Origin of the sequence: Clostridium psychrophilum, from assembly GCF_018861705.1 — a bacterium.
Taxonomy (GTDB): domain Bacteria; phylum Bacillota; class Clostridia; order Clostridiales; family Clostridiaceae; genus Clostridium_AD; species Clostridium_AD psychrophilum.
Genome location: NZ_JAHLEC010000002.1, coordinates 45,354 through 63,388 on the forward strand (window position 1 = coordinate 45,354; position 18,035 = coordinate 63,388).

At 31.4% G+C, this 18,035-nt stretch carries 10 protein-coding genes and 1 riboswitch; of the genes, 7 read left to right on the forward strand and 3 right to left on the reverse strand.

Annotated elements, in window-relative coordinates; translation table 11 throughout:
• Nucleotides 1-66: 66 nt before the first annotated feature.
• On the reverse strand, nucleotides 67-336 hold the full coding sequence (locus KPL38_RS01140) for a late competence development ComFB family protein (RefSeq protein ID WP_216285757.1): 270 nt from the start codon (nucleotides 334-336) through the stop codon (nucleotides 67-69).
• Between the two features lie 374 nt (nucleotides 337-710).
• Between KPL38_RS01140 and addB the strand changes: the two genes are divergently transcribed.
• The 6 genes from addB (at nucleotide 711) to KPL38_RS01170 (ending at nucleotide 14,650) form a co-directional block, all read left to right on the forward strand.
• Nucleotides 711-4,469: a helicase-exonuclease AddAB subunit AddB gene (gene addB / locus KPL38_RS01145; RefSeq protein WP_216285759.1), complete on the forward strand. Its 3,759-nt coding sequence runs from the start codon at nucleotides 711-713 to the stop codon at nucleotides 4,467-4,469.
• Nucleotides 4,466-8,596: a helicase-exonuclease AddAB subunit AddA gene (gene addA, locus KPL38_RS01150; protein WP_216285761.1), complete on the forward strand. Its 4,131-nt coding sequence runs from the start codon at nucleotides 4,466-4,468 to the stop codon at nucleotides 8,594-8,596. Before addB ends, addA begins: the two co-directional genes overlap by 4 nt.
• A 284-nt stretch (nucleotides 8,597-8,880) precedes the next feature.
• The gene (locus tag KPL38_RS01155) at nucleotides 8,881-10,140 is read left to right on the forward strand and encodes an exonuclease SbcCD subunit D (RefSeq protein WP_216285763.1); all 1,260 of its coding nucleotides are present in this window, start codon (nucleotides 8,881-8,883) and stop codon (nucleotides 10,138-10,140) included.
• Nucleotides 10,121-13,720, forward strand: coding sequence for an AAA family ATPase (locus KPL38_RS01160; RefSeq protein WP_216285765.1), 3,600 nt, complete (start codon nucleotides 10,121-10,123; stop codon nucleotides 13,718-13,720). Before KPL38_RS01155 ends, KPL38_RS01160 begins: the two co-directional genes overlap by 20 nt.
• 83 nt (nucleotides 13,721-13,803) lie before the next feature.
• Nucleotides 13,804-13,899: riboswitch (guanidine-I (ykkC/yxkD leader) on the forward strand.
• A gap of 83 nt (nucleotides 13,900-13,982) precedes the next feature.
• Entirely contained in the window at nucleotides 13,983-14,303 is a 321-nt protein-coding gene (locus tag KPL38_RS01165) for a DMT family transporter (RefSeq protein WP_216285767.1), read from the forward strand.
• Between the two features lie 80 nt (nucleotides 14,304-14,383).
• Entirely contained in the window at nucleotides 14,384-14,650 is a 267-nt protein-coding gene (locus KPL38_RS01170; RefSeq protein WP_216285769.1) for a DUF1294 domain-containing protein, read from the forward strand.
• A 148-nt stretch (nucleotides 14,651-14,798) separates the two neighbouring features.
• Here KPL38_RS01170 and KPL38_RS01175 read toward each other — a convergent pair whose 3' ends face one another.
• Nucleotides 14,799-15,563 carry a DeoR/GlpR family DNA-binding transcription regulator gene (locus tag KPL38_RS01175; protein WP_216285771.1) on the reverse strand — a complete coding sequence of 255 codons (765 nt, stop codon included), beginning with the start codon at nucleotides 15,561-15,563 and terminating at the stop codon, nucleotides 14,799-14,801.
• A 288-nt stretch (nucleotides 15,564-15,851) separates the two neighbouring features.
• On the opposite strand from KPL38_RS01175, the gene KPL38_RS01180 reads away from it, so the two are divergent.
• Nucleotides 15,852-16,529 carry a transaldolase family protein gene (locus KPL38_RS01180; protein ID WP_216285773.1) on the forward strand — a complete coding sequence of 226 codons (678 nt, stop codon included), beginning with the start codon at nucleotides 15,852-15,854 and terminating at the stop codon, nucleotides 16,527-16,529.
• Nucleotides 16,530-16,709: 180 nt separating this feature from the next.
• Here the strand turns inward: KPL38_RS01180 and KPL38_RS01185 are convergent, their stop codons facing one another.
• Nucleotides 16,710-17,618, reverse strand: a complete 909-nt coding sequence (locus tag KPL38_RS01185) for a GH25 family lysozyme (RefSeq protein WP_216285775.1) — start codon at nucleotides 17,616-17,618, stop codon at nucleotides 16,710-16,712.
• Nucleotides 17,619-18,035: the final 417 nt, after the last annotated feature.

Consider the following 18,035-nt stretch of genomic DNA (forward strand, 5'->3'; position numbering starts at 1 on the left):
AGAGATTTTTGAACAAACGGTTACAGATATAAAATAATTAATTGTAAAATAAACACATAAAACTACCTAATGTTTAGGATTAGCAGATACTATTTCTATAGCTTTTGTAATAGCCGTAGTAACATCAATTGTTTGCTGCTTGTTAACTTCAGATAATGCTGATGTATATAGTTCTCCTTGCTCAGAAACGGTATATTTTGTTGACAAAGAGTTAAGTGCTAAAGCTTTAATGTCTAATTTACACTTTTCACATTTGCAAATATCATCATATCTCATTAATATCGTATCTAACAATTTAGTCACTTCATCCTCAGAATAATTTTTTAAATGGTACATAATAATACCTCCCCCTGGTAATTTTCTTTAAAGACAATATAATATAAGAATTATATCATACATGTTAATATTTTACACGGGATCTAATATGTTTTTACCAGTTTTTACCTGATTTTGCCTAAATAACATTCATTGTAAAGCTTGGACTTAATTAATATAATGTAACGTTTCAATGTTATTGTTCTAATATGGGTTACAAAATTGTTCAATCTATATAATTAACCAAATAATTACATCTATAAGACTTCATTATCTTCAATGTAAAAGCATACATGGTATAATATATATAAAAGGTTACATTCAAATGCATAACAAGTTTATATGTTAGTATAAGTTTAAATGTATCTAAATTAAAAGAGAAAGGACGTGTTTTTGTGAGTTTGAGATTTATCTATGGAGGAGCTGGAAAAGGAAAGAGTACTTTCTGTTTAAAGGATATAGAATCTAGAAGTAAAATCGTGATTGAAAAACCTCTAGTACTTTTAGTCCCAGAACAATTTTCTTTTCAAGCTGAGAAAAATCTTATTAAAGTAGTTGGATCTACAGGAATAAAAAACGTCCAAGTGCTTAGTTTTAATAGATTAGCGTATAAAGTATTTAGTGAGGTTGGAGGCATAACCTTTAATCATATGGATACATCAGGAAAAGCAATGCTTATTCACAGTATACTTCAAAAAAATGTGGATAAATTTAAGGTATTTAAAGGCGCATCCAAGCAAAAAGGATTTGTAGATAATGTTGCAAGTGCAATCACAGAGTTTAAGAAATATAGTATCTCTGTGGAAGATTTAAATTTAGTAAGACAGAATTTAGAAAATAGTAATTTACCAAAAACTGAGAACTCCTTAGTAGAAGGAGAGAACTCCTTAGTAGAAGGAGAGAACTCCTTAGTAGAAGGCAAGAACGCCTTAGCAGAAGGCAAGAACGCCTTAGTAGATGTAGAAGGGGAAGCCCCCTTACTAAAAGGTGATAATACTTTTGAAAAAGGAAATAATACCTTAGGAAAAGGAGAAAATCCTTTATTAATAGATAAGATAACAGACTTATCCTTAATATATAGTGAATTCAATAATATTTTAAATGTAAACTATGTGGATCCTGATGACGATTTGACTAGGTTATATAGTGCACTTGATGAGTGTAGTATATTTGATGGAGCAGAGTTTTGGTTTGATGAGTTTACTGGATTTACACCACAGCAGTATGCAATACTCGAAAAATTATACAGTAAGGCTAAAAGGATAAATATAACGCTTCCCTTAAAAAGCCCAGAGCACTCAAAGTTAATGGAAGAATCTGATGCTTTTTATTCTATAAAGTTTACAGAAGATAAGCTTTTAAATTTAGCCCAGGAGTGTGGGACAAGTATCGATGAACCTATAAGGCTACAAGATAATAAAGAATATAAATTTAAAGATAATTTGGAGTTATCTTTTCTTGAGAGAAATTATTTTGCTTTCCCATATGAAACATTAAATAAAAAGTGTGAAAACATAAAGATGTTTAAGGCTCTTAATGGTTACTCTGAAGTTGAGCATGTGGCTAAAGATATATTAAGATTATGCCGGGATGAACATATACGGTTTAATAAAATAGCAGTAGTCACTAGAGATTTGCCAACCTATGAGAAGTTAATTAAAACTATTTTTACGGAATATAATATTCCTTTATTTATAGATAAGAAAAAAGACATAACAAGTAACCCATTAATAGTGTTAATAACAGGTGTTGTTGAAATATTTAATAAGAACTTTAGTTATGAGTCAATGTTTAGGTATCTTAAAACAGGGCTTTTAGATATAGAAAAGAAAAACATAGACATACTAGAAAATTTCGTTATTGCTACAGGTATAAAAGGCAAAAGGAAATGGACAGAGCCTGATTTGTGGCAGGAAAAAATAAAGTATTATTTTAGAGATTACTATAATAATGATAAGGCCACAGATGATGAAACGAAAAGAGTAGATGCGGCTATCAAAATATTAAATGATACTAGGGAAACTATAATAACGCCACTTTTACAATTTAAAGAAAAGTTAAAAGGTAAAGGGAATGTTACTAGAATTTGTACAACCCTATTCGAATTCCTAGAAACTATTAATGTATATAAAACACTAGAGAAGTGGATAGAAATTTTTAAAAGTGAAGGTAAACAGGAACTAGTTACTGAGTACAGTAAAATATGGAATTTAGTTATGGAGTTATTAGACCAGATGGTTGAGGTAATTGGAAATGAAACCTTATCTCTTGAGGAGTTTGTGAAGGTCCTATCAATGGGATTTAGTAAACATCAAATGGGACTTATACCGCCAGCCCTTGATGGAGTAACCATAAGTAGCGTTGAGCGTATAAAAAGTCATGACATAAAAGCGTTATATATCGTTGGCGTAAATGATGGTATATTTCCAAAGGCAAGCAAGGAAGAGGGAATATTCACAGATAATGATAGAATAATACTTAAGGAAAACCAAGTAGAACTAGCAAATGACACTAAAACTGAGGTATTTAATGAGCAGTATTTAATTTATGCTACCATTACTATTCCAAGTAAATACCTGAATATAAGTTATCCTATAGCAGATTATGAGGGGAAAACATTAAGGCCTTCCATTATAATATCAAGATTTGTTGCATTATTTAAAGGCTTAAAAGAAGAAAGTAATATTTCTCAATATAATGATGAGCTTGATGATGTTAATGGCTCTTATGAGATGGCACAGGTTTGTGCAAAAGTCCCAACCTTTAATGATTTGATTTTTGCTTTAAGAGGATATCTAGAGGAAGGACATATATCCCCCCTATGGATTGCGGTTTACACATGGTATCAAAAGAATCCATTCTGGAGAGATAAGAGCAATACTATGTTTGAGGGCTTCGATTATAAAAATGAAGTTAAAATGCTTCAAAAAGAGAAAGTTAAACTTCTTTATGGAGAGAAAAATTATTTTAGTGTATCTAGAATAGAAAAATATGAAGAGTGTCCCTTTGCTTATTTCGTTCAATATGGCTTAAAAGCAAAGGAGAGAAAAACTTTTACATTCTCATCACCGGATTTAGGCAGTTTTATGCACAGCGTACTTGATAATTTTTCGAAACTTGTGGATAAAAATGAGATGAAATGGGCGAGTCTTGATAAAGTATGGTGTGAGCAAAACATAGCAAGCATTGTAGAAAAAGAAGCATCGGCTGGGTTAAGTGGTTATATATTAAACAGCACACCAAGGTATAAGTACTTTACAGAGAGATTGAAAAGAGTTTTAAAGAAAACTATATACGTTATTGTTGAGCAAATGAAGAATAGCGGTTTTGAACCTTTTGGTTACGAAGTATCATTTGGGTTCGAAGAGGGAGATTATCCACCGATAAGAATAAAACTATCCACAGGTGAAATTGTAAACCTAGTTGGTAGAATAGATAGAGTAGATAAGTTAATAAATGAGGGAGAAGAATTTTATCGAATTATAGATTATAAATCAGGAAATAAAGATTTTAAACTATCCGACGTATATTATGGACTTCAAATACAACTGCTTACCTATTTAGACGCCATGCTTAGGAATGAAAGCGCGGTTTCCGAGGAGCCAATTTTCCCAGCAGGTATATTGTATTTTAAAATAGATGACCCAGTTATAAAAGCTAAAAACAATTTAGATGAAGAAGAACTGGAAAAAGCAATAATGAAAGCTTTGAAAATGAAGGGGCTACTTCTAGCAGATACTAAGATAATAAGAGAAATGGATAGAAATATAGAAGGTGCATCTTTAGTTGTTCCAGCATCTATTAAGAAAAATGGAGACTTAGGATCAAGATCATCAGTAGCAACTAAGGAGCAGTTTGATATGCTACTTAATCATGTAAAAGAGAATCTTATAAAAACATGTGAGGAAATGCTAAGTGGGGAAATAGACATAAAACCATATAAGAAAAAGGATGCTACTCCATGCGCTTATTGTGAATACACAGCTATTTGCCAATTTGATCCTACATTAAAGGAAAACACATATAAGGTAATAAAAGATAAAAGAGACAAGGAAATATGGGAGCTCTTATCTAAGGAAACTAATGAATCTAATGAACCAAGTGAAATAGAAAACAATGATATAAGGGAAAGCGGGGTGGAGAAGGAGTTATGATAAAAGGCGATAATGAAATTAAACAACAAGGCCCAAAGGTGAACTGGACAGAAGATCAACAAAAGGCTATTTTAACTCGTGACTGCAATATTCTAGTAGCCGCAGCTGCAGGTTCGGGTAAAACTGCAGTACTTGTTGAAAGAATAATAAAGATAGTAACAGACGAGGAGCGCCCTACAGATATAGACAAGCTTTTGGTAGTTACGTTTACGAATGCTGCTGCATCTGAGATGAGGGAGAGAATAGCGGCTGCAATATCCAGGGAGCTTCATAATAATCCACAAAGTAAGTTACTTCAAAGGCAATTAACCTTGCTTAATAAATCCAGCATTACAACTATCCACTCCTTCTGCCTTGAGGTTATTCGTAGTAATTATCATATTGTAGACTTAGATCCCAATTTTCGAATAGCAGATACAACAGAAGCAGTACTTTTAAAACAAGAAGCCCTAGAAGAACTTTTTGAGGATAGGTATGTTGCTATTAACGATAAAAGGAAAAGTAAAGATGAAATCAGTTCTTCAGAAGTAGACGAGGATTCCGGTCCGATGCATTTAGAGGTAACCCCTAAATCATTAAATATAGAGGGCAGCTCTATAGATGAATTAGAGGAGCCTGATGTTTTAGCACCAGTTGAAGAAGGTAATTCTTTTAATCTAGGAGAATCTAGCTTTTTAGATTTAGTTGAAGCTTATAGTAATAATAAAGAGGATTTAGGCCTCCAAGGAATAGTTTTAAGTCTTTATAATTTTGCTATGAGTTCTACAACTCCAACAAAGTGGCTAATAGACGCAGCAGAGGCTTTTAATATTAAAGACGGATACAGTTTTAGTGATACCCCTTGGGCAAAGGTTCTAATGGCAGACACTAAAATAGAGCTATCGGGAATTGAAAAGGTAATGATAAAGGCACTAAAAATTATAGAAAATAATGAAGCTATAATATTATATAATGAAGTGTTCAAAGATGATTTAGCATTAATAGCAGATTTAATAAGTGCATCAAATAATTCCTTCGAAAGTTTAGAAACTACTTTTGAAGTTCTAAGTTTCGCAAAGCTTACAACTATAAAAGCATGTAAAGATAAGGGTAAACAAAAGGTAGTACAAGACATAAGAAACAAAGTAAAAAAACAATTACAAGAATTACAAAAGCAAATAATTGATGCAAGCTCTGAAAGTTCATTAACAGATATAAAAACATTATATCCACAAATGAGGGAGCTATCACAACTTGTTATAGATCTTGGTCAAAAATATAGAGAAAAGAAAAAGGAACGCTCTATTATAGATTTTAATGACTTCGAGCATTATTGCCTTGATATTTTGATGAGAAAAAATGAAGAGGGAGAAGTGGTTATGTGCGATGATGGAAAACCAGAACCATCAGATGTAGCCATTTCATTAAGAAATAAATACGAAGAAATCTTGATAGATGAATATCAAGACAGCAATATGGTACAAGAAACGTTACTTAACATAATCTCAAGAGAAAAAATAGGATCTCCCAATGTATTCATGGTAGGAGATGTAAAACAGAGTATATATAGATTTAGGCAAGCAAGACCAGAACTTTTTTTAGCAAAATATAATAGCTATTCAAAAGATGATGGAGCAAAAACTAGAAAAATCACTTTATATAAAAACTTTAGAAGTAGAGATTGTGTTATAAATGCAGTAAACTATATCTTCAAACAAATAATGTGCAAAAATATCGGAGATCTTGACTATACGGATGAAGAAGCATTAAATTTAGGAGCTCATTTTGACGATCTTGAAGGTCCAGGAACAGTAGGGGGTCCAGTAGAATTACATCTTATCGAAAAAGAAGTTAAAGACGCAGAAAATGATGAAGAAAGTCACGAAAGTCAGGGACAGGGCAACACTAATGAGAGCGAAGGTGAACATGAAAATCAGGGACAGGGCAACACTAATGAAGATGAAACGCCTACGAATATTGAGCTCGAAGCTAAAATTGTGGCTAAAAGAATAAAAGAATTAATGTTACATAACGATGAAAATGCCTTTAAAGTTTATGATAAAAACATTAAGGACTATAGATTTGTAGACTATAAGGATATCGTAATATTACTTCGGGCAACCTCAGCTTGGGCACCTTCATTTTTAGAACAATTAAAGCTTGAGAATATACCAGTCTATGCAGATACAGGCACGGGATATTTTAGCACAATAGAAATACAAATAATCATGAGTCTTTTGCAAATTATTGATAACCCAAGACAGGATATACCAATGCTCGCAGTGCTTCGTTCTCCAATAGGGGGTTTTACATCAGAAGAGCTAGTGGACATAAGGGTTGGCCAAAGAGAAATATGCTTTTATGAGGCAATGGTTAACTTTTCAGGTAATAGAGAAACAGAGTCTGATAATCAAGAAACAGAGATTGAGAATAAAGAAGTCAATGCGGGGGATAAGAAAGCTGATTCTATTAGCGAAGATGAAGAATCTAGTAATAAAAAATCAATAGTAGATAAGCTTAGAAAATTCCTAGTAAAATTGGATCACTTTAGAGAAATCTGCACGTACATGCCTATTGATGAATTTATATGGTATTTGTATACAGACACTGGGTATTACGGGTATATAGGAGCCATGCCAGGAGGATCACAAAGACAAGCAAATTTAAAAGTTCTGTTCCAAAGGGCAAGACAATATGAGGAAACTAGCTACAAGGGATTGTTTAATTTTATAAACTTCATAAATAAGCTAAAAGTAAGTAGTGGAGACATGGGTAGCGCTAAAACATTAGGTGAAAATGAAAATGTAGTTAGGATAATGAGCATTCATAAAAGTAAGGGGTTAGAGTTCCCCATAGTATTTCTAAGCGGAATGGGGAAAAATTTCAATCTAATGGATATGAATAAGAGCATATTATTTCACCATGATTTAGGATACGGTCCAGATTTTGTTGATCCTATAAGGAGAATTTCATATCCTACAGTACTTAAACAAGCACTAAGAAAGACTATAAAGATAGAAAGTTTAGCCGAGGAAATGAGAGTTCTATATGTAGCATTAACTAGAGCTAAAGAAAAGTTAATTATAACTGGGTCAATGAGAAATATAGAGAAAAATTTAACTAGAATGAGTTCTAGTTTAGAAGAAAATAGTGAGAAATTAGGAGAATATGAAATCCTAAAAGGTAGAAGTTATTTAGAGTGGATAATACCAGCAATTATTAGACATATTGATGGGAAACCATTAAGGGAGCGTATAGAAATAGATGATACTAGTATTCATTTACTAGACCATCCCGCAAGTTTTTTAGTGCGTTTTTGGAATAGAGATGATGTATTGAGTAATGATATATGTGAAGAAGAAACCCCTATTAGTACTACAGAAAAGTTAGCATCACTTAAGGAAAAACCAATAGATGAGAAATGTATGGACGAGATTGGAAAAAGACTAGGATTTATTTATAAATATGATATGTCTACAAAGATGCCTACAGTACTTACCGTAACGGAGCTTAAAAGAAAATTCAATGTGGAGCTTACAGAGGAAGACTCTAGCAATATGTTTGCGCCAAGACTTATAAGTAAACCCAAGTTTCTTGAAGAAGTTAAGGGCTTATCTCCAGCAGAAAAAGGAACAGCAATGCATTCAGTACTTCAAAAATTGGACTTAAATAAAGTTACAACATTAAATGAAATAAAAGTACAAGTAGAAACTCTTGTAGAAAAATTATTGATTTCAGAAGAAGAGGGCAAAAGCATTCGCATTGATAAATTAGTGAAATTATTTAAAACAAGTCTTGGTCGAAGAATGATAAAGGCTTATGATTTAAATATGTTGCAAAGAGAAGCTCCATTTCATATGGAAATTAGAAGTACAGATATATACAAAAACCTTCCTGTCGAAACATATGGAGAGGAAAAAATAATGCTTCAAGGGATAATTGACTGCTATTTTGAGGAAAATGGTGGAATAATTCTTGTAGATTATAAAACAGACATTGTAAAAAAGGGAGATACAAATTCATTAATAGAAAAATATAAGTCTCAACTTGATTATTATGCTAAGGCACTTGAGGTTACTCTTGAGAAAGATATTAAAGAGAGATACCTATATTCATTTAGTACAGATGAGGCAGTAGAAGTAAAATAAAACGGTAGATAGTTGTTAACTGTCCCCAAGAAAAGGGAACAAGAAAACAATAGATAGTTGTTAACTGTCCCCAAGAAAAGGAAACAAGAAAACAATAGATAGTTGTTAACTGTCCCTAAGAAAAGGGAACAAGAAAACAATAGATAGTTGTTAACTGTCCCCAAGAAAAGGGAACAAGAAAACAATAAATAGTTGTTAACTGTCCCTAAGAAAAGGGAACAAGAAAACAGCAAATAGTTGTTAACCGTCCCCAAGAAAGAAGCATAAGAAAGGAGCAAACAATTATGAGAATACTTCATACCTCAGATTGGCATTTGGGAAAGAGCCTAGAGCAGTATAGCAGGCTTGAGGAACAAGAAGAATTTTTAGAAGAGTTTATTGGAATAGTTAGAGATAATGATATAGATTTAGTACTTATAGCTGGAGATATCTATGATAATGGAAATCCACCAGCAAAAGCGGAAAAAATGTTTTATAGCACCCTTAAGGATATTACTAGTGGTGGGAAAACTGCAGTATTAGTTATAGCAGGTAACCATGATAACCCAGAGAGATTAGTAGCTGCAAGTCCTCTTGCATATGAGCATGGAGTAATTCTATTAGGTGAACCTAAAAGCATAGCAAGGCAAGGGGTATTTGGAGAATTTAACACTGAGCATAAGTACGATTTTGAAGTAGTAGAAAGCGGCGAAGGGTATGTAGAACTTAGTGTGCGAGGTGAAAAGGCAGTTATAATAACACTTCCATATCCAAGTGAAAAAAGATTAAATGAAGTTTTATCAGTTGAATTAAATGATGAAGACAGACAAAAAAGTTATTCAGACAGAATAGGTGAGTTATTTGACAAATTAGCACTTAAATATAGAGATGATACTATAAATTTAGTAGTGTCTCACCTTTATGTTATGGGGGGAGAGGAAAGTGGATCAGAGAGAAGTATTCAACTGGGGGGAAGTCTTTCAGTTGCTCCATCAAAATTCCCAGCAAAAGCGCAGTATTGCGCTCTAGGTCATCTTCATAGACCACAAAAGGTTCCGGGCACAAAAGGCAAGATAAGATATTCTGGCTCTCCAATTCAATATAGTAAAAGTGAAATAAACTATAGTAAGGGAGCGTATATCGTAGATGTAAAAGCTGGCGAAGAGGCTAATATATCAGATATAAAATTCAGAAACTACAAGCCTATAGAAGTATGGAAATGTGATAGCGTGGAAGATGCCTTAGAAAAATGCAAACTTGAAGGCGAAAAGAATATTTGGGTATACCTTGAAATAAAGACAAAGGAAATAATAAGTACAGAGAATATAAAGGAAATGAAAAGACTAAGAGTTGACATAGTTTCTATTCAGCCAATAATTGAAGAAATTGAAGATGCTAACGAATTAAAAGAAAGCCTAAGGGAAAAATCAATGGAAGAATTATTTAGAGAATATTTTACACGTGCTAAAGGAGGACTAGAGCCATCCGGCGAGTTAATGGAGTTATTCTTAAGCATAGCATTAGACGAGGAGGGAGAACCGAAAAATGAAACCAGTAAATCTTAAAATAAAAGGATTGAATTCATTTGTACAGCAGCAAACTATAGAATTTTCAAAGCTTACGGAAAAGGGACTTTTCGGGATTTTCGGCCCAACAGCTAGTGGTAAATCAACCATATTAGATGGAATAACGATAGCTCTTTATGGAAAAGTATCTAGAGACACTAAGGAATTCGTAAATACAGAGACCAATGTGGTAGAAATAAGTTTTGATTTTGAGATAGGGCTTGGAAAATTACGAAAAATGTATAGAGCGGAAAGAAGTATAAAGAGATTAAAAACTGGATATTTTAAAACTGCTTATGCAAGGCTTATAGAAGTAAATAAAGAAAACCCTGATGAAAATAATGTTCTAGCAGAAGGGCCAAAAGACGTTGAAGAAAACATAATAAATATTATAGGATTAAAAGTTGAGGATTTTACAAGGTCTGTAGTATTACCTCAAGGTAAGTTCAATGAATTTTTAAAGCTTACTGGAAAAGAAAGAAGAAATATGCTCGAGAGAATATTTGCTCTAGAAAAATACGGAACAAAGCTTTACGATAAAATAAAATCAGTTAGAAACAAAAACTTAAATACTAAAACTATGCTTGAGGGAGAAATGAAGGGCTACGAGAATGTAGGGGAAGAAGCTCGCACTGAGATAAAAACCGTACTGGATACTTTAAAGGAAGAAGAAAAAAAGATTAAAATTCAGAAAAATTTTTTAGATAAAGAGTATGAGGAATATAAAACCATATGGGAGCTGCAACAAGAAAAAAAGCAGTATGTGCAAAAGGAAGTTTTGTTAAAACTCCAACAAGATGAAATAAAAGATAAGAAAGAGAAATTTACTAAAGGGAGTTTAGCCTTAAATGTAAAACCATATATGGATAATGTAACTAGTGCGAGTAAAAGCCTTTTTATTAACAAAGAAACACTTCATAAATTAAATAGTGCATTTGAAGTTATATGTAAAAAGCTGAATATTACAAAAACTTCATATGATGTTGCCTTTAAAACTAAAAATGATAAATTACCTAGTTTGATTGAGAAAGAAGTAAGTCTAAAACAAGCTACTTATATTGAAGAGAAAATAATTAATCTAGCAAAAGAAAAGGATATCCTTCTAAAAAAACATAAAGAAATCACCTTTTTGATAAATGAAAAAAGTTTAAATGCAGACTTAATTAATACCAGTAGAGAAAAAATAGAAAAGGATTTACAAGTATCTGAGGTAAAATTAAGTGAAATAGAAATATTACCCGAATATAGGGAAAAACTTTATAACACAAGAAGTAGTGAGCTAGAAGTAACAACTGCAGAAAAAAATGTAGAGCAGCTTAAGGGTAAAGCTCAAGCCTTACAGAAAGATGTATCTAACACAAAGCTAAAACATAATGAAGCCTTAATACTAAAGGAAAAAAAGCAGAAAAAATTAGCCCTTTTAGAAGAAAAAGGCGCAGAAATAGCGAATAATTTCCCGGGAGATAATAATTTGTTGCTAAAAAAGCAGGAAGAGTATAGCACATCACGAGACCTGCTAGAAAAAGCTGTAGAAAACAATAAAATAAGGGTAGAACTTGAAGAAAAGTACAGTACTGTTCATGGTGAAAGTTCAAAGGTTAAGATAATACTAAAAAATACTAAAGAAAATATAGAAAATAAGAAAGTATTAATTAAGACTATAGAAGCTAATATAAAAGAAATAGAGATAAGTCGTATGGCAGGAATTTTATCTTCTGATTTAGAAGAAGGAAACCTTTGCCCTGTATGTGGCTCATTGCACCATCCACAAGTCGCAAATCTAGTACAAGATGTTACCTTTGACGATGCTAAGAATTCAAAGCAAAAAGAAGAGGATGATTTAGATGATGTATTTAGAAACTTTCAACGAGATCAAATAAAATTTGCAGAGCTTTTGAGAGATGAAGAAAATATAATTAATCAACTAGATTTAGTTACGGATAAGCTTAAGGATGTTAAGATTGAAGAACTGCAAGAGGCTAAAAAAACAAGTGAATTAGTAGTACTCCAGTTTAAAGAAAAAAGTGAAGTTTACAATAAACAAAAGACTGAACTGGATTTATCATTACTTAAATTGAGAGATGAAAAAAGCAAAGCAGATATAGATGAGGGCAAACTTGGAGAAGGTTTAAGAAAAGAAAGTGAAACACTAATAGGATTACAAGAAGAATTGTCTATTTCTAGCGCTAAACTAAAGCTATTACAGGAAAATTATAAATTATTAAAAGAAGAGTTATCAAAAGAAGAAGATTTATTTAACAAAAAACTAAGTAGTAATGAGAAATCAATGTCTATAAAAGAAAAAATTTCACAAATTAAAGTCATAGATAATGAAGTTATAAAGCTAAATACAGCATCACGTAAATTTAGAACTCAGCTAGTAGACGTTGAAAAGCAAAGAGTTGACAATGACAAGTTTTTAAGAGACCTTGGTAGCTCAAAAACAGAAATAATAACAAGTGGCAAGGAGAAAAAGGCAGAAATAGATCGTTTGACGCTTCAAATAGTTGAACTTTGTGGATTCACGCCTACACAGAAGCAAACACCTATAATTGAAGTAGAAAAGGTAAGAAATGAAATAAAAGATATAACTTATAAAGAGGCTAATTTAAAAGAAATTTATGAGAAAGAAACTGTAGAAAAGCAAACTGTACAAACACAAAAAACCAGTGAAGAAGATAAAAAAGATATGCTTTTAAGGATGTTTGATGAGGGAAAAGACAAATTAGAAAAGTCTCTTAAAGAAAACTATTTTGAAACTAGTGAGGGGGTATCTCTTTATTTAATTTCAAGAGGAGATTTGGCATTACTAGAAAAGGAAATTAAAAAGTACGAAGAAGTTAAACGTGGAATCTTAGATAATTTGCTAAGAGTAGAAAAATTACTTAATGGAAAAGAAATAGACGTTACTATCTATGAAGAAATAAAGGAAAAAAGGCAAGCTATTGGTGTAGTCTTAGAAGAAAAGACTGGGGCAATAGGTGCGCAGCTTAGAGCACTTGAGGAAATGGAAAGAAAGATAAAAGAAATTAAAACCCTTTTAACAAAGAAAAAAGAAGTAGAGCACAAACTTAGCCTAATAGGAGAACTTGACACTTTAATTCAAGGTAAAAAATTTGTAGAGTATGTAGCCACGAAGCAACTTAAATATATATCCATGGAGGCCTCAAAACGGTTGAAAGATATAACAAGAGGACGTTATGCATTGGAGCTTGATGCTGAGGGCGCATTTATTATGAGAGATGATTTCAATGGAGGTACAAGACGTGAAACTAACACGTTATCCGGAGGAGAAACCTTCTTAACCTCGCTATGCCTTGCGCTTGCACTTTCTTCTCAGATTCAATTAAAGGGGAGTGCCCCACTAGAATTCTTCTTCCTAGATGAAGGATTTGGAACACTAGATACGGATTTATTAGATGTAGTAATGAATTCTCTTGAAAAACTTCATTCAAGTACATTATCCGTAGGGATAATAAGTCACGTGGAGGAGCTTCGTAATAGAGTACCAATAAAACTAATAGTAACTCCAGCAGAACAAGGTAAGGGAGGAAGTACGGTAAAACTAGAGTACACGTAAGAAGAACCCTGTAGTTCTCCGGAGTACCTTGACTTATCTAATTTATTATGGTTATATTGATATATAAGTTAAAACTTAATATTTATTTGGTTTTCTAGGGTTCCGCAGTTTTTAACTGGCTGGTCCGAGAGAAAACACACAGTTATCTGTGTTCACGGAAGGATAAAAGCCTGGGAGATATTGTAATAATATTTCTTTAGGCTTTTTTATTTTGTCCAATTTAAAATGATGTCACGAAATATTAGTTTAGGAGGGAGTAATTATGGAATGGTTTTATTTAGTGGTAGCTGGATTTTTTGAAATAGAATGGGCAATTGAGTTAAAATATTCGATAGGATTCACGAAAATATTACCCAGTTTATTAACCATTATCGGAATGCTTGCAAGTTTTTATTTTTTATCATTAGCACTAAAAAGTCTGCCACTTGGAACTGCATATGCAGTTTGGACTGGTATAGGAACTGTTGGTACAGTAGTTTTAGGCGTTATTTTGTTTAAAGAGCCAATTAACATTATGCGTGTTATTTGTGTTGTATTAATTGTAAGTGGAATCATTGGCTTAAAACTAATAACAATAAAGTAGTAATTAATGTAAGCTTTATGTGATTTAATCTGTTATTTATTATATAATTAAAGCACTTGAATTTAAATGGAGGAGAAAACATGAAATATTTTTTATATTATTTTTTAGCAATTAATTTATATGGAATTTTTATAATGTATTCGGATAAGAAAAAATCACAAAAGGGGCAGTGGAGAACTCCAGAAAATACACTATTTACTATAGCTATTCTTTACGGTGCTTTGGGTATATTTCTTGGGATGCATTTGTTTAGGCATAAAACCAAACATAATAAATTTGTAATCGGCATACCTGCAATACTTATAATACAAATATATATATTTTTTAAATACATATATACCAGGTGATAGCTTTTATAGATTGGCATTGATGCTAGTAATTAACTAGTGTTATTTTGTATTCACTACTGTATTTTCTAAACATTGATAAACTTTTAGTATTTTTTATTACATAGAGTCATCCTTTTAAAGGATGACTCTATGTTTTCCTATATTTTTATTCATGATAATTTGGTATAGTTATTTTCACATTATTTTCTTTAAAGTATTTTAAATATTCAGGACTTGGTTCTTCGTTAGTTATTAAATAATCTATATCATTTAGATTACAATAGGTCATGAGAGATGAGACATTAAACTTCGAAGAATCAACTGGCAGAAATACTTCATCACTTTGCTGCACGACTAATTTTTTGATTTCGTGTTCTAGAGGAGAAGAATCCGAAACACCCTTAACTATTGAAATGCCAGTAGTCGCCATAAAAGCTTTGTTTATATTATATTTTTTCAAAAGTTCTAAGGTATTAACCCCTGTAAAACAGTTAGTCTTCTTTATTAAGCTTCCTCCTATAGAAATTATATTTAAATTGTCATATGGAAATGCCTTGATTATAGCTTTTAGATTGTCAGTTAATATAGTTACATTTTTCTTGTCTTTTAAAAAGTCGATTATGTTAATCGTTGTTGTTCCTGAATCTATAAAAATTATATCCCCATCTTCTATAAATGTGGCTGATAACTTAGCTATTAGTATTTTTTCAGATATATATTTTACATTCCTTTCCTCAAATGCAATTATCTTTTTTTCGTTTGCAATTACGCCCCCATAAATTTTTTTAATAGATCCTTTATCTACAAGCTTTTGTATATCTCGTCTAATTGTATTTTTGGAAACACTAAAAGCCTCACATAATTTATCCAAAGAAACCGTATCACTATACAATATATATTCTTCTATATCCTTCAATCTGTTATATTTCATATTTTAACTCCTCACATATATGTAATTGACTTTAAATGTTTAATATTGATTACTATCTTAATTATATCTTAACTATATATAATTAAGATATACATTACCATTAATAAAATCAAAAATCTATCATTACAACTTGATCATAAACATGCTCAAATATTATACAATTGGAAAACGGTTGACAACTATATATAAATGTTGGTACAATATACTCATAGCATATCACAAACATTAATATTTATATCAATCTTTAAAAATTATAATAATTAAATAGATTAAAAGGAGATGTTTTTTATGCAATATATTTTAGATACAGCGGATATAAGTTTTATTAAAAAAGCTATAGATTTGTATCCTATAGAAGGGGTTACTACAAATCCAACAATTATCGCTAAGGAAAAAGGGGATTTTAAATCAATAATTAAAGGGATTAGAGAAGTGATAGGTGAAGATCTTATGCTTCATGTACAATGTTTAAGCCTTGATGCTGAAACTATAGTTAAGGAAGCATTATATATTAAGCAATTTGCAGGTAAAAATGTGTCTGTAAAGATTCCTGTAATTCCTGAAGGAATAAAAGCCATTAAAATTTTAAAAAGTAAAAACATAAGAACAACTGCTACGGCAATATTTACAGCCCAACAAGCATTGATGGCAGCAAATGCAGGAGCTGATTATGTAGCACCATATATAAATAGAATAGATAATATATTAGGAGATGGGGCAAAAGTTGTTTCTGATATCGTCCAACTTTTTAATATAAATAATATTTCTACAAAAGTTCTTGCAGCAAGTTTTAAAAATGTAGAACAGGTACACAAAGTATGTTTAGCAGGTGCACATTCAGTTACTGTTAATAAGGATCTTTTTGAGAAACTAATTTACCATCCTTACACAGATTTAAGCATAAAAACTTTTATTAGCGATTGGGAAGGTCAATATGGAAAAGGGAAGACTACATTAGATGCATAAGATTAATTTATTACTCTAAAATAAAAAGAGTAATCTTTAGATAAGCTGGTACTATAGACTAGGTAATTTAAATATACAAAAGGCACAAGATGTATTAAAAATATCTTGTGCCTTAATTTAAGCTTAAAATTGTGACTATAGTGATTAATAGCTTGTACTATTAACTAGCTTAATATTTTGTTATCTCAAAAGTTTATTTATAGTTAGTGGCCCCACGATTCCATCAGATTTTAATTTTTTTGATGTTTGATACTTTTTCACAGCAGCGAGTGTGATTAAACCAAAATACGAATCAGCTCCAGTTGGACCACAGCCGAATCCTGATGCAATAAGTCTTTGTTGTATCCATCGTACTAATTCATTATGGGCTCCTTTAGTTACATACACCTTAGCAATAACTTCGTTAGTATGAGTTCCTATGATTCCATTTTCAACGAGCTTAGACCCATTTTTATCTTTAAGTCCTACTAAATTGGCAGCATGTTGAAAAGATCGTACAACGGCATTTATAACTACTACAGGTGGGACTGGTCCAAGAAATATACCAGAACTAAATTCATCTAAATCAACAAATTCAGTTACTCCATCTACAATTCCTGTATCTGAATATTGAAATCCTATATATTTAATTACATCTGGTTTTGTCACTCTATAATGAGCTATCCACAATGGCAGATTTTTGACTGAATTGTCTAAATGCGTTGCGTAAAAATTATCTCCTGTATAAAGACAAACATCTTTACCGATTGATATTAAATAATTTGCGAATTGTCTTACTTTAGAACTTAAAACTGTTATGCTATTTCCATATGATGATTCTGCATCTATAACGTATTTACAATCGGGAGAAAGCCCGTCGATAATTTTTATAAAATGTTTTGCTTCTAGTATTGGATCATTTGCTTCAAAACGATGATAAAATCCAATTTTAAGTCCCGCTGCCTTTGCTCCGGCGTATTGTGATTTAAAAAGAGGATTAACATAAGCGAGTCCTTTTGTAGCTTCAATATAAACTATTTGTATTCCACTATTTTTTACTTTTTTAAAATCTACAGTTCCTTGGTAAACAGATATATCTATTCCTTTCATAAAAATTCATCTCCAATTTTAATTATTTTACAGTAATAATATATGCTCAGACCTTTATTTTAGGCACTATTGGCTAAAATGTATTTTGATTTTTACCAAATTATTTATCTTTATAATCAGTTAACATCCTCATTTAATTTAACAATAAACAGTAGTAACTATAGACATATAGTAGTAACTATAGACATATAGTAAAACTAAAATCATTAATATGAATTTCAGATCTGTGGATAACTAAACTGTAAAAACAGATAAATTGTTGTAAAAATTGTACATGTTATCATAATATGGTTTTATTAACAGGTTATTAGACAAAGTTATCCTCATTCCGTGGATAACTTTTTTAAAATTGTGGATGAATTTTTAATTGCGTGAAAATTTAAAGTAATATAAATAATCTTTTCAATATTGCCTCAA